The sequence below is a fragment of the Ralstonia pickettii genome, from assembly GCF_016466415.2.
Lineage (GTDB): Bacteria > Pseudomonadota > Gammaproteobacteria > Burkholderiales > Burkholderiaceae > Ralstonia > Ralstonia pickettii.
Genome location: NZ_CP066771.1, coordinates 2,629,266 through 2,648,527, shown reverse-complemented (window position 1 = coordinate 2,648,527; position 19,262 = coordinate 2,629,266). Strand labels below are relative to the sequence as shown.

Here is a 19,262-nt window from a genome sequence, read left to right as displayed (position 1 = left end):
TGACACGGCCGCCCAGTGGACGGCCGTGTGATGAACGAGAGACCGGAAGCTGGTCTCGATGCAATCAGTTCAGCTTACTTCAGCGCAGCAAGGGCCGCGTCGTAGTTCGGCTCGTCCTTGATCTCGGGCACGAGTTGCGAGTACAGGACGGTGTCGTCGGCGTCGAGCACGACCACGGCGCGGGCGGTCACGCCAGCCAGCGGGCCCGACGTGATGTCGACGCCGTAGGCTTGCTTGAAACCCTTGTCGCGGAAGGTCGACAGCGGCTTCACATTCGCGATGCCTTCGGTGGTGCAGAAGCGGCCGGCTGCGAACGGCAGGTCGGCAGAGATGGACAGCACGACCGTGTTGTCCAGCTTGGCAGCGGCTTCGTTGAACTTGCGCGTGGAGGTGGCGCACACCGGGGTGTCCAGGCTCGGCACGATGTTCAGGACCTTGCGCTTGCCGGCAAAGTCAGCGAGCGACACGTCTTTGAGGTCTGCGCCGACCAGCGTGAATGCCGGGGCCTTCGAGCCCGCGGTCGGGAATTGGCCGCCGACTTCGATCGGGTTGCCGCCAAGGGTCACGTTTGCCATGGTGTTACTCCTTCCTTTGATGCGTGTTGGGGAAAAGCCGCTAACAAGACCGTGCTTGCATCCGCGTCGGCGCGCCAGGCCGGCAGGATCTTGTTAGCGGCTCTAAGCCAGGGGTGAAAACTCAGGGGTAGAAAATCAGGACCCGGTAATTGGCCGTCGGGCGCTGGGATTGGAATCGTACCCGAATCGGTAGCTCGGCGCGGGCGGGCAGCCCTGACTTGCTGTATGCACTGTCGCTCGGGTTGAGGTAGTCGCTGGGCAGCAGCGCGCGGCGCGAGAGCAGTTGGTCCTGCAGATCGGTCGTCACCAGTTCGATGGCGGGCAGGGCGATGGGGCCGCCGGCGCGGTTGCGCAGCGTAGCCGTCAGCACGTACTGGTCGGACGCGTCGCCTTCCTGCCGCTGCAGTTGCGACGATTCGATCTGCAATGCATCGAGGTCACGCGGTGGCGCAATCGTGCAATGCAACGGCTGGCACAGGGCTTCCAACATCGGGCGTGTGGACGGCGCACGTCGGGCGATCTCGGCCCGGGCCAGGAAGAGCAGTTGCAGCACGGCCGCCACCGCGAGCAGGCCGATCGCAACGCGCGCTACTGCGCGGCGTCCCGTCGTTTTGCGAGTTTGCTCGCGGGCTTGCGCGGCACGCAAAAAATCAAGCGTCGCGGCAGAGACACCGTGGTTCGGCCCCCGCACCTTGCGCGGACGCGGCGCGCCAGTCAGCGTGCGCTGCGGCGTCGGGCCGGCGGGCTCGGCTTGCGTGCGACGTGTGTGGCCTTGGCGGCGCGGCACCGGCGCAAACAGCGTGTGCGGATCGGTTTCGTGGCGCATCCAGACCGAATCGTGCTGTTCCGCCACTGGCTTCAGGGATGCGACGGCTACCGGTGCAGACGCCGTCACCACCGGAGCCGCCGGGGGCACGATGGCCGGCTCGACCGGCAGATCCGCCGACGGCTGCTTGGGCACGGCGGCGGCGAACGCGTCTTCCTCGTCTTCGAGGTCGCGGATGGGCGGCAGGCCGTGGAATGGATCGGCGGGCGGAGCGGGTGGTTCTGCAGGTCGTGTCAGCTGCACCGGTTCAGCGACGGGCTCGGCAGCGCGCTCGATCGGCGCTTCGTCCGGCAGCGGTCGCGTGTCGGGTGCGGTCGATTGCAGATCGGGCGCGGGTGTTGCGCCTTCAACTTCCCCCAGATGCACTTCTGCGACGCCTTCTTCGGGAATGTCTTCTTCCCAGATCAGCGTCATGCCGAAGCCGTGGTCGTCTTCTGCGGCAGGCCGTGCCGCGGGCGTTTCCGGTTCAGGGGCGGCGGGCGTTGCGAGCGGCGCAATGCGAGCAGCGTGTTCCGGTGATTGCTGTGGCTGCGGTGCTTCTGCGGTCGGCGCTGCAGGCGCGGGCGGGGCGCCAAGCTCGATCAGATGATCGCGGCCATCGAAGACGTGATTGCAGCGGCCGCAACGGACCAGCCCGCCGCGCAGCCGAAGCTGATCGGCAACAACGCGGAATGCGGTTTGACAGTTGGGGCAGCGGGCGGCCAAACGTGGCGCAGCTTGTGGCGCAGTTGCCATGCGGGACGAGGAGAAAAAAGCCGACCGCGCGAGTATTGCAGACAGAGGCGCCAGCGTCGACCTTTGCAGGGGGCACTGGCGCGCAATGCGGTGAAATTACGTCGGCTTCACACCATGCAGGCAGACCCAGCCGTCACGTGCGCGCCACACGGTAAGCGGAATGGCGGAGGCGTACGCAGCGGCAACTTCTTCGGCCTGGCGCTCTAGCACGCCCGACAGAATCAGCCGGCCGCCCGGCCGCACGCGTGCGCACAGCATGGCTGCCATCAACTTGAGCGGGTTCGACAGGATGTTGGCGACGACCAGATCGAACGTGCCTTCCGGTGCATCGTCGGGCAGGGCAAACGTGGCTTGGACGTGGTTGCGCTCGGCGTTGTAGCGCGAGGCTTCGACCGCATTCGGATCGATGTCGACACCGACGGTTTCGCCGGCGCCGAGCTTCTTGGCGACGATGGCCAGAATGCCCGAGCCGCAACCGTAGTCGAGCGTGCGTTCGCCGGGTTGCACGTGCTGCTCCAGCCATTCCATGCACAGGCGCGTGGTCGGGTGGCTGCCGGTGCCGAACGCGAGGCCGGGGTCCAGTTCGAGTACCACGGCGTCGGGTTCCGGCGCGTCGTGCCAGGACGGCACGACCCAGATGTGCTCACCAATGTGGATCGGCTCGAACTGCGATTGCGTCACGCGCACCCAGTCCTGCTCTTCGACTTCGCGCACCGTGTACGCGGGCAACGGCGAGAGGTTGATCTCGTTGGCTGCGGCTGCCACCAGCAATGCCGGATCGGCATCCTCTGCGAGCAGGGCAACCACGCGCGAGCGGTTCCACGCCAGGCGTGTCGGTTCGTGGCCGGGCTCGCCAAAGAGCGGCTGCTCTTCGGGCGTGTCGGCATCGGCGTCCTCCACCGAGACCGACAGCGCGCCAAGATCAAACAGTGCTTCGGACAACGCTTCGGCGTCGTCACGCGCCACTTCGAGCACGCATTCGCGGTACGTCACTTGCCGCCACCCTTGGCCACTTCCTGTTGCGCCAGACGGTGCTCCAGGTAGTGGATGTCGGTGCCGCCTTCAACGAAGTTGGCGTCGAGCATCAGATCGCGGTGCAGCGGCACGTTGGTCTGGATGCCTTCCACCACCATTTCCGACAGGGCGATGCGCATGCGGGCGATGGCCTGCTCGCGCGTGGCGCCGTACGTGATGACCTTGCCGATCATCGAGTCGTAGTTGGGCGGCACGAAGTAGCCGTTGTAGGCGTGCGAATCCACGCGGACGCCCGGGCCCCCCGGCACATGCCACGACGTGATGCGGCCCGGCGACGGCGTGAACTTGAACGGATCTTCCGCGTTGATGCGGCACTCGATGGCGTGGCCCTTGAGCGTGATGTCCTTCTGGCGGAAGCGCAGCTTTTCGCCGGCCGCCACGCGGATCTGCTCCTGCACGATGTCAACGCCCGTGATCATTTCCGTGACCGGATGTTCGACCTGCACGCGTGTGTTCATTTCGATGAAGTAGAACTCGCCGTTCTCGTACAGGAACTCGAACGTGCCGGCGCCGCGATAGCCGATCTTCTTGCAGGCCTCGGCGCAGCGGTCGCCAATGCGTTCGATCAGGCGGCGCGGAATATGCGGTGCCGGCGCTTCCTCGATCACCTTCTGGTGGCGGCGCTGCATGGAGCAATCGCGCTCGCCCAGCCAGACGGCGTTGCGGTGCTGGTCCGCCAGGACCTGGATTTCCACGTGGCGCGGGTGCTCCAGGAACTTCTCCATATAGACTTCCGGATTGCCGAAGGCGCGGCCGGCTTCCTCGCGCGTCATGTTGACGGCGTTGATCAGCGCAGCCTCGGTGTGCACCACGCGCATGCCACGGCCACCGCCGCCGCCAGCTGCCTTGATGATCACCGGATAGCCGACCTTCTTGGCCGTTGCCAGAATTTCCTTCGGGTCTTCCGGCAGGGCGCCTTCCGAGCCCGGCACGCACGGCACGCCTGACTTGATCATCGCCTGCTTGGCCGAAACCTTGTCGCCCATCAGGCGAATCGATTCGGGCGTCGGGCCGATGAAAGTGAAGCCCGATTGCTCCACACGCTCGGCAAAGTCGGCGTTTTCCGACAGGAAGCCGTAACCGGGGTGGATGGCCTGGGCGTCGGTCACCTCGGCGGCCGAGATGATGGCCGGCATATTCAGGTACGACAGGGGCGACGGTGCCGGGCCGATACACACGGCTTCGTCGGCCAGCTTGACGTATTTGGCTTCCTTGTCCGCCTCGGAATAGACCACCACGGTCTTGATGCCGAGTTCGCGGCAGGCGCGCTGGATGCGAAGAGCGATCTCGCCGCGATTCGCGATCAGGATCTTGTCGAACATCGTGTTCTCGCTACAAAAAGGAGAGGCGAGGGCGCTGTGGCCGGGCCGCGCTCAGTGGCAGCCCTTGTGCGCCGGCTCGCGCTCGGATGCGGCACGCTGCGCGCCGCACGATGAGGGTCGGATGCCGGAAGATCAGCCGATCACGAACAGCGGTTGGCCGTACTCCACCGCCTGGCCGTTCTCGATCAGGATCTCCTTGATGACGCCGGCCTTGTCGGCTTCGATCTCGTTGAGCAGCTTCATCGCTTCGATGATGCAGATGGTCTGCCCTTCCTTGACGGTGTCGCCCACCTTGACGAACTCGGCTGCGCCCGGCGACGGCGAGCGGTAGAACGTGCCGACCATCGGTGACGTCACGATGTGGCCAGCCGGCAGGGCCGGGGCGGCAGCCTCGGCCCCGACGGCTGCCGGCGCCGCTGCGGCGGGTGCTCCCATAGCCGGTGCAGCCTGCATCGGCATCGGCGCATATTGCATCGGGGCCATCACTTGCGGCGCCGACTTGACGATGCGGACCTTGCCTTCGCCTTCGGTCACTTCGAGCTCCGAAATGCCCGATTCGGCCACCAGGTCGATCAGCGTTTTCAGCTTGCGCAAATCCATGAACGTTCTCCTGCAGCGTCGGCGATCTGGGGCGGTGGATGCGTGCGAATGGCTCTTCAGCCGCGCATCGGTGAAAAGCGCTCCAGGCGCTGGCGTCGTTGCGTTGGTTAAGTGGTTGAAATAAAAGGAAGAAGATGGCTGATCAGCCGCCGTATTGGTCGATTGCGAAGTCCAGCGCCGCCAGATAGCCGCGCCAGCCCAGCCCGCAAATCACGCCCACCGCCTGGTCCGCGAGATACGAATGGTGGCGGAACGGCTCACGACGATGCACGTTGGACAGATGCACTTCGATGTACGGAATCACCACGCCGGCCAGCGCATCGCGAAGGGCCACACTCGTGTGCGTGTAGGCGGCCGGATTGATGATGATGAATTCGATGCCTTCGCTCTTGGCGGCGTGAATGCGATCCACCAACGCACCTTCGTGGTTCGACTGGAAGTGCGCCAGCGTCACGCCGCGTGCCGCGGCGCGTTCGGCCAAGGCGGCATTGATGTCGGCGAGGGTGGTTGCACCATAGACTTCCGGCTCGCGCGTTCCCAGCAAATTGAGATTCGGGCCGTGCAGCACGAGCACGTTGCGAAGCGCTTTGGCGATGGATTGATCAGCCACGGTTTGACCGGTTGAGCGAAGTTGGGCGCAATTTACAGCAACTTAGAATGCTTTGTCTAGTTTTTGCTGAAAAACTCTCAACAAATCGGTGTTTTCACCGATCTTGGGCGTCCCGCCTATGCTTTTGCCGGAGAAGAAGGGGAGTTGCGTGCACATGAGCGTCATATGACGTTTTTGTACATTCACGTGCGCTGCAGGGCCTCGCGCAGTTCATCCGCATGCACACGACCCATCTTCCGGAAAGTGATCTCACCTTGAGCATTGAGAATCACGGTAAACGGCAGGCCACCGACTTCGTTGCCAAGCTGGCGGCCCAGTTCCGTCCCACCAAAGCCCGCCACGGCAATCGGATATGTGACGTGCACCTTGCCCAGGAACGTCTGGATATTGGACGCCGAGTCAATGCCGATGCCGACGAACTTTGCCTTGGCCTTCTGTTCCTGCGCCAGTGCAGACAGTTCTGGCATTTCTTCCACGCAAGGACCGCACCACGGTGCCCAGAAATTGATCACCACCGGCTGGCCACGAAAAGCAGCCAGATCCAGTGGGGCGCCATTGGCGTCCGGGAGCTTGCTGCTGTAAAACGCGGCGACGGCAGTGTCAGCCGGCGTTTTGGGTTCGGTGGCACGATGCCCGAAATAGACGCCCGTCACCGCGGCAATCAGGCCGGCCATCAGCAGGGCAGTCAGAGTGGTGCGGCGGGACATGGTTTTGCAGAGGTCTCTATATATAGACAGAGGCGGAGCGTGCGGGATTGTACTCCTGTCGGCCGATCACCCCTGCGACAGCAGGGCGCGTACCGCCGCCGCGTCGCCGCGTTGGGTCTTGCCGGTAGCGTCTGCGCGCCGCGCGCCGCGCACATCGTTCATGTCGTATAAGGCGATATGAACGCCGACGGGCGTGCCCGTTTCAGCGCGCAACTGGCGCGCAAGCTCACGAGATTCGGGCCCGGCGGGCCACTGGCCGCGCCACAGGAAGCTGAGCGTTTCCACTTCGTCGCGGCCGGCGAAGTGAGCACTTTCTGTCGTTTCGAAATCCACGCCGGCGTTGAGCAGGAAGATCGCCACGTCCTTCGGGCTGTCGCAGAAGACCTGCAGGTGGATGTCGGAGTGCTCGCTGGCGGTGCCGTTGAAGACCGCGCCCGCGAGGTACGGGTTATGGATTGCCAGCCCTTCCATCAGCACCAGTGCAATGCGACGCAGCAACGCCAGCACGCGCGGCTGGGATTCGGCCTGGAACAGCGCCTGGTATTCGCGGACTTCCGTTTCGACCTGTTCGTTGTCCGGCAACCATTCGCCGGGCGCGCGGGATTCCGTACCGAGCACCTGGCGCGCGGCCTTGCGTTTAGCGGTGGCGTAGTCAACGCCGTCTTCCGCGATCATGCGGGCGGCGGTGACGGCAATTTCCTCCCGCACGCGGGCGGGGTCGAGGGTGGGGCGTTTGGACATGGCTCTATTTTACTGAAGCGCGCGGGCCGCCCTGAAGCCGCGGGTACAATGCGGCGCAACGAAGTTGAGATGGCTCCCATGCATATCCACATCCTTGGAATCTGCGGCACCTTCATGGGCGGCATTGCCCTGATCGCCCGTCAGGCTGGCCACCGCGTTACCGGCTGCGACGCCAACGTCTACCCTCCGATGAGCACCCAGCTCGAAGCGCAAGGCATCGAGCTGATCGAAGGCTTTGACCCCGAACAGCTGTCCATCGGTGCCGATCTCTATGTGATCGGCAACGTGATCTCCCGTGGCAACCCTCTGATGGAAGCCATCCTGGATCGCAATTTGCCCTACATCTCCGGTCCTCAATGGCTCGGGGACAATGTACTACGCCAGAAGTGGGTGCTTGCCGTAGCAGGTACGCACGGCAAGACGACCACGACATCGATGCTCGCATGGGTCCTCCAGGATGCCGGCTACAACCCGGGCTTCCTGGTGGGCGGCGTGCCACGTAACTTCGGGCTGTCGGCGCGCCTGACGGAATCCAACTTCTTCGTGATTGAAGCGGACGAGTACGACACGGCCTTCTTCGACAAGCGCAGCAAGTTCGTTCATTACCGCCCCCGTACAGCCATATTGAACAACCTCGAATTCGATCACGCCGACATCTTTCCCGATCTTGCCGCGATCGAAACCCAATTTCATCATCTAGTGCGAACCGTGCCCGGTCAGGGCCGCCTCCTGGTCAATGGTCGGGAAGATAGCCTGAAGCGGGTACTTGAGCGCGGATGCTGGTCCGAAGTCGAGCAGTTCGGCGCAGAAGGTGGCTCCGGCTGGAAAATCGCAAACCTCAGTGATGACGATAGCTTCGACGTGGTGTTCAACGGACAACCGCTAGGCCGTGTCCGCTGGGCACTTCAAGGGGACCACAATCGTATGAATGCTCTGGGGGCCATCGCCGCCGCACGCCATGTCGGTGTTCCACCTGCCCAAGCTATTGAAAGCCTGGCCCGTTTCGAAAATGTGAAACGGCGCATGGAAGTGCGCGGCACCGTGAATGACGTGACTGTCTACGACGATTTTGCCCATCACCCGACGGCGATTCGCACGACCATCGAAGGCTTGCGCCGCCGCGTTGGCGAGGGGCGCATTCTGGCTGTGCTGGAGCCGCGTTCAAACACCATGAAACTGGGTGTGATGAAACAGGCGCTTCCGGACAGCCTCTCCGGAGCGGACCAAATCTTTGCTTACGGCGCCGCCAATGGGCGCGACGCGATCGGGTGGGATCTGGCGGGCGCGTTGGCCCCTCTGGGCCAGCGCGCGAAAGCGTTCTCTGACTTGACTGCGCTAGTTGACGCCGTGACGGCTGCCGCCCGCCCGGGCGACCATGTGCTTGTCATGAGCAATGGCGGCTTCGGAGGCGTACATCAGAAGCTGCTGGACGCCTTGGCCGAACGCGCCGAGACAGCGAACTGACTCCCAAATGCCGGCATCCATCGTCTATCTGCACGGATTTCGTTCGTCGCCGCGCTCGTTCAAAGCGCAGTTGCTAGGCAGGCGGATGGCGTCCGTAGGGCTGGCGAATCAGTATGTATGCCCGATGCTGCCCCTCTCGCCGCGCGAGGCGATGGCCGAGACAGATGCGCTGATCGCGGAGCTGAGTGCGCGTGACGGCACTAAGCCGGCGCTCATCGGCTCGTCTCTCGGCGGCTTTTATGCCACTTGGCTGGCAGAGCGTCATGGGCTTCGCGCGGCAATGCTCAATCCGGCTACGCGCCCGGAGCGGGATCTCGCCAAATACGTCGGCGAACAGCCGTTGTGGCATGGCGGCGGCACGATCCGCGTCGAGCCGCATCATCTGGATGAGCTGCGCGCGCTGGCCGTGCCCGCCATCACGCAGCCCGAGCGCTACTACCTGCTCGCCGCCACCGGTGACGAGGTGCTCGACTACCGCGAAATGCTCGATCACTTTCCTGGCGCGGCCACCCGCATCATTGAAGGTGGCGACCACGGCATCAGCGACTTCGCGCAGTACATGGACGAAGTGCTCGTGTTCTGCGGCGTTCCAGCCGATCTGTTGGCGGCCCACCCTTTCTGTGCCGCATGACCGATTTCCCGTCGTACCCGCGCGGCCTCTGGCGCAGCGCGTTGCCTCCGGCTGTGGTCTATGACCGGCATTGGGCGCGCTGGGCCGTAGGCGCCGATTCTCTGACGGCCAGGCTTCGTGCGGCATCGTCGCGCTTTCGCGTGCAATTGCTCGGCCAGCGGCGCGCGATGCCGTTGCGCGACGAGTGGCGTTGTCTTGGCATGTCGGGCCCTGCTGAGACGCTGGTCCGCGAAGTCCTGCTGATCTGCGACGAGATCCCGGTGGTCTATGCACACACGATCGTGCATCCGCGCAGTGTGGCGCTGGACTGGCCGTTCCTGAAAGCGCTGGGGGCGCAGCCGTTGGGGCACTCCCTGTTCGCCGATCCACGTGTACAGCGAGGGGATTTCGAATTCGCTCTGCTGGACGCGCGCCACCCGCTGGTGCGCCGGGCACACGACGCGCTGGGCGATGCGCCCGTTGCCGGCACGGCCCGATTGCCGGCCCGCCGATCGGTGTTCCGGCGCGGCGCGAGCGCGATGCTGGTGACAGAGGTTTTCCTGCCGGCGCTGGCTGGTTTTCACCCGCCGCGGTAAGCGTATTTGGCGGTCCGGGCGCCCGGCCAGTGCGGTATCATCGCCCCCAACTTTTTATCGCCGCGCCTGACGTGATGTCGTCAGGATGGGCGGCCATTCCACTTCATTCAAAGCGGTGCTCGCACGGGCGAGTGCTGCAATCCAGACAAATCCATGCAGTTGCTGTTCGAAGAAGGCGGCGAGATCCGCGCGGGCACCGTCTTGTCCCAACAGGGCGAGGCCTATCAGGTCGAGTTGCCGAGCGCCAAGCGCACCAAGGTCAAGTCGCGCGACGTGTTGCTGCAATTCGCGCAGCCGTCTGCCGGCGAGTTGTCGCAGGCCGCCCAGGCGCTGTCGGCAGAGATCGACCTGGATTTCCTCTGGGAATGCGCTTCGGCCGATGAATTCGGCTTTACCGACCTGGCCGGCGAATACTTTGGCGCCGGCGCCAATGCCACGCAGCAGGCCGCGCTGGCCATCGCGCTGCATGGCTCGCCGATCTACTTCCGCCGCAAGGGCCGCGGCCGCTATCAGCGCGCGCCCGAAGACCAGCTGAAGGCCGCGCTTGCAGGTTTGGAGCGCAAGAAGCAGCAAGCCGCCCTGCAGGCCGAATACGAAGCCGAGCTGAAGGCGATGCGCCTGCCCGAGGCCTTCCGCGGCAAGACGCTGCAGCTGCTGTTCAAGCCGGACAAGAACAGCCTCGAATACAAGGCGCTCGATGCGGCGTGCACCGCGCTGGGCCTGTCGCCGATGCGCCTGATGGTGGCGGTCGGCGGCATCGCCAACGCGCGCGCGCTGCACGAGGCGCGCTTCTTGTCGGAGTGCTTCCCGAAAGGCACCGGCTTCCCGGATGTGACCGTGCCGGAGCCGGCGATGGAGTTGCCGGCCGCCGACGTGCGCGCCTTTTCGATCGACGACGTGACCACCACGGAAATCGACGACGCCATCTCTGTCACGCCCATTGATGACGCCACCGTGCGCATCGGCATCCATATTGCCGCGCCGGGCTTCGGCATCCAGCGCGGCGAACCGCTGGACGTGATTGCGCGCCAGCGTTTGTCCACCGTGTATTTCCCCGGCGACAAGATCACGATGCTGCCGGAGTCGGTGGTGGATCGCTACACGCTGCAAGAAGGGCGCGCGTGCCCAGCGCTGTCGCTGTATGTGACGGTCGACCGTGCAACGTGGGCGGTCACCGCGAGCGAGACGCGCTGCGAAACCGTGACCGTAGCGGCCAACCTGCGCCACAACCTGCTCGACGACGTGATCACCGCCGAAGCACTCGCCGATGGCTCGGGCGACTATCCGTTCAAGGCTGAGCTGGCGGTGCTGTGGCCGTTTGTGTGCGCGTTGTATGACGGCCGCCAGCAGGCCCGCATCGCCAGCGGCCTCAAGCCGGAGGGCGCGCAGAAGGGCGATTACTCGTTCTACATCGATCCGATTCCCGAGGCGGAAGGCGGCGGCGAGCGCGTGCGGATCGAACAGCGCAAACGCGGTTCGCCGCTGGACAAGATCGTCGCCGAGCTGATGATCCTCGCCAACAGCACGTGGGGCCGCATGCTGGCCGACGCCGGGGTACCGGGCATCTATCGCACGCAGAAGGCGTGGGGCATGCACCGCACGCGCATGCAGACGTATCCGGCGCCGCATGAAGGCCTGGGCGTGGCGCAGTACGCGTGGAGCACCTCGCCGCTGCGTCGCTATGTCGATCTGGTCAATCAATGGCAGATCGCAGCGGTGGCGCAGCATGGCGTGACGGCCAAGCTGATCGCGCCATTCAAGCCCAAGGATGCCGACCTGCTGGCTGCCGTGGCCGACTTCGAAGCCACCTACGCTGCCTATGCCGACCACCAGTCGACCATGGAGCGCTATTGGTGCCTGCGCTGGCTCCAGCAGGAAAACCGAACGCGCATGCAGGCCGTGGTGCTCAAGGAAGGCGCCGTGCGATTCGCCGACATTCCGCTGGTGACGAAGGTGCCGGAACTGGCGCAAACGCCACGCGGCACGCACGTCGTGCTCGATATCCTGGACACCGACGAGATCAGCCTGGAAGTGTCGTGCCGCGTGGTTGAAATCCTCGCGCCCGAAGCGGGCGCACAAGCTGAAGCCGAAGCCATTGAAGAAGAACTGGCCGCGGCAGAGGCTGAGGCTGATGTGCCGGCTGAGCCACAACCTGCCGCGGATGGGGAAGAGGCTCGCGCAGAAGCCGACGCGGCTGTGGCGCCGCCGCCGCAAGACGGCGAGAGCGGTGGAACGCCTGCCGCTGCCTAACTACAATCCCAGCCTGACCTTCATTCTTCGCGCATCGACCAGGAATCGCCCCATGGCCGCCCTCGCAAACCGTCCGGACTGGTCCGGCAGCAGCACGCTCACCAAGGCGCTGGTGGTGTCGCTGGCCGTGCATGTTGTACTGCTGTTCGTGCGCGTGGTGGCCCCCGAGGCGTTCGATATCAAGCGCGAAGATCCGGGCCTCGATGTGGTGCTCGTCAACGCCAAGTCGTCGACGGCACCGTCCAAGGCGACGGCCGTGGCCCAGGTCAACCTGAACGGCGGTGGCGAATATGACCAGCAGCGCGCCACCACGCCGCTGCCCGCCGACACCAATGAGCAGACCGGCGACGCCATCAAGCTCACACAGCGCCGCGTTGAATATCTCGAGCAAGAGCAGCGCCGCCTGCTGACGCAATCGACCGAGCGCGCGCCGCTGGTCAACGATCGTCAGGTCAAGCCCGGCGAGCGTCCGCAGCCGTCGCCCACCAACGGCACCGACGACCGCACCACGCAAGACGAAATCGCCCGCCTGCAGGCCGAGATCGACCGCAACCTCGAAAACTACGCCAAGCGCCCGCGCCGCAATGTGCTGACGGCTGCCAGCGCACGTCAGGTGGACTACGCCCGCTACTACGATGCCGTGCGCCGCAAGATCGAAGCGCGAGGCACCGCCAACTTCCCCAGCCAGAACGGCCGCCCGCTCTACGGCGAGCTGATCGTCGTGATCAGCATCAACCGCGAAGGCCAGCTCGGCTACAACCAGGACGGCTACAAGATCGAAGGCATCGAGATTGCCAAAAGCTCGGGCAACACCGCGCTGGATCGCCAGGCCGTGGCCATCGTGCGTTCGTCTTCACCGTTTGGCGCCTTCCCGGCCGAGATGCGCAAGCGCGTCGACATCCAGGATGTGGTCGCCACGTTCAAGTTCACCCGCGCAGGCTTGGAAACCCACCTGCAGACCCGTTGATTTCGTCGTCCATGCCGTCGTCGTTTCAAGAGGCCATCCTCGCCGCCGCGAGCGCGCCCCACACAGATCGCTACGGCGTGATCGGCAACCCGATCGCGCACAGCAAGTCGCCCATCATCCATGCCGCGTTTGCGCAGCAGACCGGGCAGCGCATCCGCTACGACCGTATCTACGCCGAGTTGATCGCGTTTGATGAAACGGTCATGACCTTCGTGCGTGAAGGCGGACGCGGGCTCAACGTGACGGTGCCGTTCAAGCTCGATGCGTATGCCATGTCGACGTCGCTGTCGCTGCGGGCGGAATCGGCCGGCGCGGTCAACACGCTCAAGTTCGACGGCGATGAGATCTTTGGCGACAACACCGACGGCGTCGGCCTGATGCGCGACATCACCCACAACATCGGCAATGCGCTGGAAGGCGAACGCGTGCTGCTGCTGGGCGCAGGCGGCGCAGCGCGTGGCGTGCTGCTGCCGCTGCTGGAGCACAAGCCCGCGCGCGTGTTCCTGGCCAACCGCACGGCTGATCGCGCCAACAGGCTGGTCGAGCGCTTCGAGGTCTCGGCCAAGCTGCACGAGGTTGAACTCGTGGGCGGCGGCTATGACGAGCTTGCTGCGGACGACGTGTTCGACGTCATCATCAATGCCACGGCAAGCAGCCTGCAAGCCGAAGTGCCGCCAATCCCGACCACCGTGTTTGGCCCCAACGCGCTGGCCTACGACATGATGTACGGCCCGCGTCCGACGGTGTTCATGGAGTTTGCCCGGCGCAACGGCGCCCGCGCATGGGACGGCCTGGGCATGCTGGTGGAGCAGGCGGCGGAATCGTTCTTCGTCTGGCGCGGCGTGCGCCCGGACACCGCGCCGGTGCTGCTCGCCATGCGCGAAGGGCTGCAGGGCGAAGCCGCGGTCGCGGCGCGCGCGCCGCGCTGAACCTGGAGCGCAGCCCTGCGATGATGCGTTGGTTCGGCTACGTGATCGGCTGCTTCGTTGCGGGCGTGGTCGCACTCAACCTGTACTTCTTTGCTGCCATCGCGAGTTGGCAGGTCTTCGATCCGTCGTCTACGAGTTTCATGCGCGCTGAGCGTATGCGCTTGTGCGGCGCCAATGTTTTCACCTGCAATGTCGACCGCCGCTGGGTCAATTACGATCAGATCTCGCGCAACCTCAAGCGTGCGGTCATCGCCAGTGAAGACGCGGATTTCGTCTCGCACAGCGGCTGGGAAGTCGATGCCATGCTCGACGCGTGGGAGAAGAACAAGCGACGCGGCCACGTGGTCGCGGGTGGTTCGACCATCACGCAGCAACTCGCCAAAAACCTGTTCCTCTCGGGCGAGCGCCACTACGTGCGCAAGGGCGAAGAACTCGTCATCACCTGGATGCTTGAGTTCTGGCTCGACAAGGAGCGCATTCTCGAGATCTATCTGAACTCGGTGGAATGGGGCGAGGGTGTGTTCGGCGCGGAAGCGGCGGCGCAGCATTACTTCAAGCGCCCGGCCTCGCAACTGACCGTGGGGCAAGCGGTGCGCCTGGCGGCGGCGCTGCCCGCGCCGAAGTGCTTCGACAAGAAGAGCTATTGCGCCAACGTGCACGTCAACTTCACGCGCAAGGCTACCGTGATCGCCAACCGCATGGGCTCGGCCACGCTGCCGGATTGACCTGGCGCAGGGCTACTTCAGCCAGCCCTTGCGGCGGAAGTACACCAGCGGAATCGCCGCCGACACCACCATCATCACGATCGCGTACGGGTAGCCTTCAGCCCAGTCCAGCTCCGGCATCACCTTGAAGTTCATGCCGTAGATCGAGGCGATCAGCGTGGGCGGCATCAGCGCCACCGACACCACCGAGAACAGCTTGATGATCTTGTTCTGGTTGATGTTGATGAAGCCGACGGTGGCGTCCATCAGGAAGTTGACCTTGTCTGACAGGAACGCCGTGTGGTTCTCGATGGAATCGATGTCGCGCAGCACCTGGCGCGCTTCGTCTTGTTGGTCCGCCGACAGCAACTGGCTGCGCAGCAGGAACGACACGGCGCGGCGCGTATCCATCACGTTGCGGCGGATCCGGCCGTTCAAGTCTTCCACGCGGGCGATGATTTCCAGCACATCGGCCGCAGCCGCGTCGGTCACTTCGTCAGCCAGCACACGTTTGCTGGCATCTTCGAGGCGTTCGTAGACTTCTTCGATGGAGTCGGCCGAGTATTCCGCGTCGGTGGCGTACAGATCCATCAGCACATCCTTGGCGTTGCGTACCGAGCCGGGGCGCAGCCGCGCACGCATGCGCACCAGCCGGAACGCGGGCAGATCTTCGTCGTGGATGGAGAAGAGCACATCCTTGGTCAGCACGAACGCCACGCGCACGTTGCGCGAAGTGGCTTCTTCGTCGAGCAGGAAATCCGTGCGGATATGAATGTGGCCGTCTTCACCTTCGAAGTAGCGGGCGGAGGCTTCCAGGTCCCCCAGTTGCTCCAGCTCGGGCAGGACCACGCCATAGGTTTCCTTGATCCACGCCAGCTCTTCGTCGTCTGGGTCGATCACGTCGATCCAGATCGGCTTGTGCTGCAGCAGTTCACTGCGTTCTTCAACCTGTTCCTGCGCGAGACGACCTTTTTGCACGACGAACAGATTGATCATGGGGTGTTTCCTTGAAGCAGGCGTTGAACGGGGCGGCGAAAAATCGCGCCGAGTGTAGCCTAAAGAGGCGGCGGGTTCAGCCACATGCGGTGGCGTGCCGCGCACGCGTGGGGCGGGCACCACGTCCGGAAGATGCCGCCGCCGGGTTGCCTGACGCGTAAAATGCAGACAAGTCATGCGGCCGGCCGGCCGCTCTTACATTCCCGATACCATGCGATTTACCGAACAACTGGCTGCCGCCTGGCAACGCAACAACTCCCTGCTGTGCGTCGGGCTCGATCCTGACCCGGCACGCCTGCCGGCGTCGCTGACCGGCACGGGCGGAGCGATCTTCTCGTTCTGCCGCGCCATCGTGGACGCGACCGCCGACCTGGTCTGCGCGTTCAAGCCGCAGATCGCCTACTTCGCCTCGCAGCGCGCCGAAGACCAGCTCGAGCAGCTGATCAATTACATCCACGAGGCGTATCCGGGCATCCCCGTCATTCTTGATGCCAAGCGCGGCGATATCGGCTCGACTGCCGAGCACTACGCCAAGGAAGCCTTCGAGCGCTACCAGGCCGACGCCATCACCGTCAGTCCGTACATGGGTTTCGACTCGATGCAGCCATACCTCGCGCATGCCGACAAGGGCGTGATCGTGCTGTGCCGCACGTCCAACGCCGGCGGCAGCGACGTGCAGTTTCTGGAAACCGACGGCCGCCCCGTCTATCAGGTCGTGGCAGAACGCGCGCGCGACGTGTGGAATACCAGCGGCCAGATGGGCTTGGTGGTGGGCGCAACCTTCCCGGAAGAAATTGCCAAGGTGCGTGAAATTGTCGGCGACATGCCGTTGCTGATTCCGGGCGTGGGCGCCCAGGGCGGCGACATCGAAGCCACGGTGCGCGCTGGCCGCACGGCCGATGGCACGGGCATGATGATCAACTCGTCCCGGGCCATTCTTTACGCCAGCACCGACAGCGATTTCGCCGATGCCGCCCGCCGCGTGGCGGAGGCCACACGCAATCAGATCAACCAGTTCCGCACCTGATCGGCACTGTCGGTCCGGTTGCGGCGAGAACGAGGACGCCATGACCACGCATCCGCACGGCCCCGTTGCCGGTACGCACCGGGAAGAGACCGGCAAGGACCCGGACCGCAAGCTCGAGAAAGAGCGCGACGACACCCACCAGCACGAGACGACGCGCCGCGACCATGATCGCGACCGTCGCCACGAGCACGACCACGAACACCAGCCGGAACACGATCACGGAGATCGTCGCCGGCCGGATCATCCCAGCGAGATCTAGATCAGCATTCCGCCGAGTCGAGGAAGTCGAGCAGGCCGCGCAGCGCGTGCTCGGCAGCCTGCAGGCGAACTTGCTTGCGATCGCCCTTGAAGTGGCGCGTTTCCACGCGCGTTTGCAGCCGGTTGCTCCAACCAAAGCACACCATGCCGACGGGCTTGTCGGGCGTACCGCCGGTCGGGCCTGCCACACCGGTAATCGCGACGGCCACCTGCGCGCGGCTGTTGAGCACTGCGCCCTCAGCCATGGCATGCGCCACCGGTTCGCTCACGGCGCCATGTTCGCGGATCAGCGCCGCCGGAACGCCCAACATCTGCGATTTCGCTTCGTTGGAGTAGACGACGAAGCCGCGCTCGAACCACGCGGACGAGCCTGATACATCGGTGATGGCGGCAGACACCAGGCCGCCTGTGCACGATTCGGCGGACGCCATCATCAGGCTGCGCTTGTTCAACGTGTCAGCCACCAGTTCGGCCAGTTGGGCCAGCGCGCGGGATTCAGCCATTGCAGTACCTTCCAAGCTTCTGACGTCAGTCGTCAAAACGAGCGCCACAGCGCAAACACGAGCAACGTGTAGAACGCCGCGAGAATGTCATCGACCATCACGCCATAGCCGCCGCGCAGGCCAAAGCCCTTAAGGGTGCGATCGTAATAGCGGATGGGTGCCGGCTTGACCATGTCGAAGAAGCGGAACCACAGGAACGCGGCAAACTGCCCGCCCAACGTGGTCGGCGTGACGAAAGCCAGCACGATCCAGAACGCGACCATCTCGTCCCACACCATGGCGCCGTGATCGGCCACACCCAGATCGCGTGCGGTGCGGGCGCATGCCCAGATGCCGATCACGAAGCCAACCGCCGCAATCAGCAGCCAAGTCGGTCCCGAAATCCAGCGCGCAAACACCACGTAGATCAGCCACGCGTACAGCGTACCGACCGTGCCCGGCAGGATGGGCGATAAGCCCGAGCCGAAGCCCAGCGCCAGGATGCGTGCGGGATGGCCGAACATGAAGCGCGCCGTCGGGCGGCGTACCTGTGCGGCCTGGCCCGTCTCAAGGACGACGGTTTCAGGCTGGCCCGGCGGATTGGAGGGCGGGAAGGGAGCGGAAGACATCATGATGCGGAAGAGAAATGGTCGAAGCTGCCATGCGTGAAGATGACCGGGGCACCTTGGGCATCGACGAGGCGCAAGCCGGTTTCGGCGTCAATGCGGCCGACGCGTGTGACAGCCACCCCCGCACGCTGGCCCGCTGCGATCACAGCGTCGCGAGCATTGGCAGGAGCAGTAAAGCACAGTTCGTAGTCGTCGCCGCCGGCCAGCGTGCATTGCAGCTGAAGCGCCCGGGACTGCGCGGCCAGCGTCGGCGAACGCGGGACATCGTCGACCATGACCGTCGCCCCAACGCGGGATTGCGTGAGGATGTGGCCAAGATCGCCCAACAAGCCGTCCGATACGTCGAGCGCCGCCCGGGCGACACCGCGTAATGCCAGACCGAGTGCCACGCGCGGCGTCGGCATGTCCATGCGTGGCTGCACTTGTGCGAGCGCTTCGGGCGTCAGGGCCCACTCGTTGCGCAGGGCACCCAGCGCGAGTCGCGCATCGCCGACAGTGCCCGAGACCCAGAGGTCATCGCCGGGACGGGCGGCATCGCGGCGTAATGCCGCAGCGAGGGGGACGTCGCCGAAGACGGTCAGGCTCAGCGTGAGCGGCCCCCGCGTGGTGTCACCGCCAATGAGTTCACAGTGAAAGGCATCCGCCAGGGCGAGCAGGCCTTCGGAAAACGGTTTGAGCCAGGCGGGGTCGGCTTCGGGAAGCGCCACGGCCAGCGTAAAAGCACGTGGCTCCGCACCCATGGCAGCCAGATCCGATAGGTTGACAGCCAGCGCTTTGTGCCCAAGTGCGCGCGGCTCCGCATGGGGAAAAAAGTGACGTCCGGCGACCAGCATGTCGGTGGAGATCGCCAATTCGTGCCCAGGACGGGGCCCGAGCAAGGCGCAATCGTCCCCCACGCCCAATATCGCCCTTGGCGTCGGCCGCGTGAAATAGCGGCGAATCAAGCCAAATTCGGAGAGGTCTGTGGCGTGATCAGCGGAGTTGCGGGGGTGGACGGGCTCGGACACGGCAGCGGCGATGGAAAAATATGGGGCAAGCCCGATGGTGCCGTGACAGGACGGTGGAATATTGTAGCGAATGTGCACAGCACTCCCACCCAAAATCCCGTTGTGAGATCGCTTTTCACTATATAAAATGACGGGCCCAAGGAGGCGGACCGTATTCCCGTGGCGCTCGTGAGGGTATCCCGGTGGCCCGCT

Annotated in this window: 21 protein-coding genes; 9 read left to right on the top strand and 12 right to left on the bottom strand. The window is 64.6% G+C overall.

Going from position 1 to position 19,262, the window contains the following annotated elements; genetic code table 11:
* Positions 1–74: 74 nt before the first annotated feature.
* The 8 genes from tpx to RP6297_RS12490 form a co-directional block, all read right to left on the bottom strand.
* Positions 75–575 (bottom strand): thiol peroxidase, encoded by a 501-nt coding sequence (gene tpx, locus RP6297_RS12525; RefSeq protein WP_004632960.1) that lies wholly within the window; start codon positions 573–575, stop codon positions 75–77.
* Between the two features lie 121 nt (positions 576–696).
* Complete coding sequence (locus RP6297_RS12520) at positions 697–2,136, bottom strand: DUF3426 domain-containing protein (RefSeq protein ID WP_080725224.1); 1,440 nt, start codon at positions 2,134–2,136, stop codon at positions 697–699.
* Between the two features lie 96 nt (positions 2,137–2,232).
* The gene (prmA, locus tag RP6297_RS12515; protein WP_009241554.1) at positions 2,233–3,129 is read right to left on the bottom strand and encodes a 50S ribosomal protein L11 methyltransferase; all 897 of its coding nucleotides are present in this window, start codon (positions 3,127–3,129) and stop codon (positions 2,233–2,235) included.
* The gene (gene accC / locus RP6297_RS12510) at positions 3,126–4,493 is read right to left on the bottom strand and encodes an acetyl-CoA carboxylase biotin carboxylase subunit (protein ID WP_009241553.1); all 1,368 of its coding nucleotides are present in this window, start codon (positions 4,491–4,493) and stop codon (positions 3,126–3,128) included. Before accC ends, prmA begins: the two co-directional genes overlap by 4 nt.
* Positions 4,494–4,625: 132 nt before the next feature.
* Positions 4,626–5,093, bottom strand: coding sequence for an acetyl-CoA carboxylase biotin carboxyl carrier protein (accB, locus tag RP6297_RS12505; RefSeq protein ID WP_009241552.1), 468 nt, complete (start codon positions 5,091–5,093; stop codon positions 4,626–4,628).
* A gap of 142 nt (positions 5,094–5,235) precedes the next feature.
* Complete coding sequence (gene aroQ / locus RP6297_RS12500) at positions 5,236–5,703, bottom strand: type II 3-dehydroquinate dehydratase (RefSeq protein ID WP_009241551.1); 468 nt, start codon at positions 5,701–5,703, stop codon at positions 5,236–5,238.
* 182 nt (positions 5,704–5,885) lie between these two features.
* On the bottom strand, positions 5,886–6,410 hold the full coding sequence (locus RP6297_RS12495) for a TlpA family protein disulfide reductase (RefSeq protein ID WP_009241550.1): 525 nt from the start codon (positions 6,408–6,410) through the stop codon (positions 5,886–5,888).
* Between the two features lie 66 nt (positions 6,411–6,476).
* Positions 6,477–7,151: a hypothetical protein gene (locus RP6297_RS12490; RefSeq protein ID WP_009241549.1), complete on the bottom strand. Its 675-nt coding sequence runs from the start codon at positions 7,149–7,151 to the stop codon at positions 6,477–6,479.
* A gap of 78 nt (positions 7,152–7,229) precedes the next feature.
* Here RP6297_RS12490 and mpl point away from each other — a divergent pair, with 78 nt between their 5' ends.
* The 7 genes from mpl to mtgA all read left to right on the top strand — a co-directional run bounded on the left by mpl (position 7,230) and on the right by mtgA (position 14,692).
* Positions 7,230–8,615, top strand: coding sequence for a UDP-N-acetylmuramate:L-alanyl-gamma-D-glutamyl-meso-diaminopimelate ligase (gene mpl / locus RP6297_RS12485; RefSeq protein ID WP_009241548.1), 1,386 nt, complete (start codon positions 7,230–7,232; stop codon positions 8,613–8,615).
* 7 nt (positions 8,616–8,622) lie between these two features.
* Positions 8,623–9,246 (top strand): YqiA/YcfP family alpha/beta fold hydrolase, encoded by a 624-nt coding sequence (locus RP6297_RS12480; protein ID WP_009277687.1) that lies wholly within the window; start codon positions 8,623–8,625, stop codon positions 9,244–9,246.
* On the top strand, positions 9,243–9,821 hold the full coding sequence (locus RP6297_RS12475; protein ID WP_009241546.1) for a chorismate--pyruvate lyase family protein: 579 nt from the start codon (positions 9,243–9,245) through the stop codon (positions 9,819–9,821). The genes RP6297_RS12480 and RP6297_RS12475 overlap by 4 nt, the downstream gene beginning before the upstream one ends.
* Before the next feature lie 153 nt (positions 9,822–9,974).
* Entirely contained in the window at positions 9,975–12,071 is a 2,097-nt protein-coding gene (locus tag RP6297_RS12470) for a ribonuclease catalytic domain-containing protein (protein WP_009241545.1), read from the top strand.
* Positions 12,072–12,123: 52 nt separating this feature from the next.
* On the top strand, positions 12,124–13,038 hold the full coding sequence (locus tag RP6297_RS12465) for an energy transducer TonB family protein (protein WP_009241544.1): 915 nt from the start codon (positions 12,124–12,126) through the stop codon (positions 13,036–13,038).
* 11 nt (positions 13,039–13,049) lie between these two features.
* Positions 13,050–13,967 (top strand): shikimate dehydrogenase, encoded by a 918-nt coding sequence (aroE, locus tag RP6297_RS12460; protein ID WP_009241543.1) that lies wholly within the window; start codon positions 13,050–13,052, stop codon positions 13,965–13,967.
* 20 nt (positions 13,968–13,987) lie between these two features.
* Positions 13,988–14,692 (top strand): monofunctional biosynthetic peptidoglycan transglycosylase, encoded by a 705-nt coding sequence (gene mtgA / locus RP6297_RS12455; RefSeq protein WP_009241542.1) that lies wholly within the window; start codon positions 13,988–13,990, stop codon positions 14,690–14,692.
* 12 nt (positions 14,693–14,704) lie between these two features.
* Here the strand turns inward: mtgA and corA are convergent, their stop codons facing one another.
* A complete protein-coding gene (gene corA, locus RP6297_RS12450; RefSeq protein WP_009241541.1) occupies positions 14,705–15,667 on the bottom strand; it encodes a magnesium/cobalt transporter CorA in 963 nt (320 codons plus the stop codon).
* A 211-nt stretch (positions 15,668–15,878) separates the two neighbouring features.
* On the opposite strand from corA, the gene pyrF reads away from it, so the two are divergent.
* Positions 15,879–16,694 (top strand): orotidine-5'-phosphate decarboxylase, encoded by an 816-nt coding sequence (gene pyrF, locus RP6297_RS12445; RefSeq protein ID WP_009277688.1) that lies wholly within the window; start codon positions 15,879–15,881, stop codon positions 16,692–16,694.
* A 40-nt stretch (positions 16,695–16,734) separates the two neighbouring features.
* On the top strand, positions 16,735–16,953 hold the full coding sequence (locus RP6297_RS12440; RefSeq protein ID WP_004632927.1) for a hypothetical protein: 219 nt from the start codon (positions 16,735–16,737) through the stop codon (positions 16,951–16,953).
* Between the two features lies 1 nt (position 16,954).
* Here RP6297_RS12440 and RP6297_RS12435 read toward each other — a convergent pair whose 3' ends face one another.
* Genes RP6297_RS12435 through thiL form a run of 3 tightly spaced genes read right to left on the bottom strand, consistent with a single transcriptional unit; the run spans position 16,955 to position 19,070 of the window.
* On the bottom strand, positions 16,955–17,455 hold the full coding sequence (locus tag RP6297_RS12435) for a CinA family protein (protein WP_009241539.1): 501 nt from the start codon (positions 17,453–17,455) through the stop codon (positions 16,955–16,957).
* Positions 17,456–17,487: 32 nt separating this feature from the next.
* Complete coding sequence (locus RP6297_RS12430) at positions 17,488–18,066, bottom strand: phosphatidylglycerophosphatase A family protein (protein ID WP_009241538.1); 579 nt, start codon at positions 18,064–18,066, stop codon at positions 17,488–17,490.
* A complete protein-coding gene (gene thiL / locus RP6297_RS12425; protein ID WP_009277689.1) occupies positions 18,063–19,070 on the bottom strand; it encodes a thiamine-phosphate kinase in 1,008 nt (335 codons plus the stop codon). The genes RP6297_RS12430 and thiL overlap by 4 nt, the downstream gene beginning before the upstream one ends.
* Between the last annotated feature and the right edge of the window lie 192 nt (positions 19,071–19,262).

What these genes read in the sequence shown, in the direction of transcription:
- RP6297_RS12470 (WP_009241545.1), top strand. Translation starts at nt 9,975, where the DNA reads ATGCAGTTGCTGTTCGAAGAAGGCGGCGAGATCCGCGCGGGCACCGTC.
- RP6297_RS12440 (WP_004632927.1), top strand. Translation starts at nt 16,735, where the DNA reads ATGACCACGCATCCGCACGGCCCCGTTGCCGGTACGCACCGGGAAGAG.
- RP6297_RS12475 (WP_009241546.1), top strand. Translation starts at nt 9,243, where the DNA reads ATGACCGATTTCCCGTCGTACCCGCGCGGCCTCTGGCGCAGCGCGTTG.
- corA (WP_009241541.1), bottom strand. Translation starts at nt 15,667, where the DNA reads ATGATCAATCTGTTCGTCGTGCAAAAAGGTCGTCTCGCGCAGGAACAG.
- accC (WP_009241553.1), bottom strand. Translation starts at nt 4,493, where the DNA reads ATGTTCGACAAGATCCTGATCGCGAATCGCGGCGAGATCGCTCTTCGC.
- RP6297_RS12480 (WP_009277687.1), top strand. Translation starts at nt 8,623, where the DNA reads ATGCCGGCATCCATCGTCTATCTGCACGGATTTCGTTCGTCGCCGCGC.
- RP6297_RS12465 (WP_009241544.1), top strand. Translation starts at nt 12,124, where the DNA reads ATGGCCGCCCTCGCAAACCGTCCGGACTGGTCCGGCAGCAGCACGCTC.
- accB (WP_009241552.1), bottom strand. Translation starts at nt 5,093, where the DNA reads ATGGATTTGCGCAAGCTGAAAACGCTGATCGACCTGGTGGCCGAATCG.
- RP6297_RS12435 (WP_009241539.1), bottom strand. Translation starts at nt 17,455, where the DNA reads ATGGCTGAATCCCGCGCGCTGGCCCAACTGGCCGAACTGGTGGCTGAC.
- mpl (WP_009241548.1), top strand. Translation starts at nt 7,230, where the DNA reads ATGCATATCCACATCCTTGGAATCTGCGGCACCTTCATGGGCGGCATT.
- aroE (WP_009241543.1), top strand. Translation starts at nt 13,050, where the DNA reads ATGCCGTCGTCGTTTCAAGAGGCCATCCTCGCCGCCGCGAGCGCGCCC.
- pyrF (WP_009277688.1), top strand. Translation starts at nt 15,879, where the DNA reads ATGCGATTTACCGAACAACTGGCTGCCGCCTGGCAACGCAACAACTCC.
- tpx (WP_004632960.1), bottom strand. Translation starts at nt 575, where the DNA reads ATGGCAAACGTGACCCTTGGCGGCAACCCGATCGAAGTCGGCGGCCAA.
- RP6297_RS12495 (WP_009241550.1), bottom strand. Translation starts at nt 6,410, where the DNA reads ATGTCCCGCCGCACCACTCTGACTGCCCTGCTGATGGCCGGCCTGATT.
- RP6297_RS12520 (WP_080725224.1), bottom strand. Translation starts at nt 2,136, where the DNA reads ATGGCAACTGCGCCACAAGCTGCGCCACGTTTGGCCGCCCGCTGCCCC.
- mtgA (WP_009241542.1), top strand. Translation starts at nt 13,988, where the DNA reads ATGATGCGTTGGTTCGGCTACGTGATCGGCTGCTTCGTTGCGGGCGTG.
- RP6297_RS12430 (WP_009241538.1), bottom strand. Translation starts at nt 18,066, where the DNA reads ATGATGTCTTCCGCTCCCTTCCCGCCCTCCAATCCGCCGGGCCAGCCT.
- RP6297_RS12490 (WP_009241549.1), bottom strand. Translation starts at nt 7,151, where the DNA reads ATGTCCAAACGCCCCACCCTCGACCCCGCCCGCGTGCGGGAGGAAATT.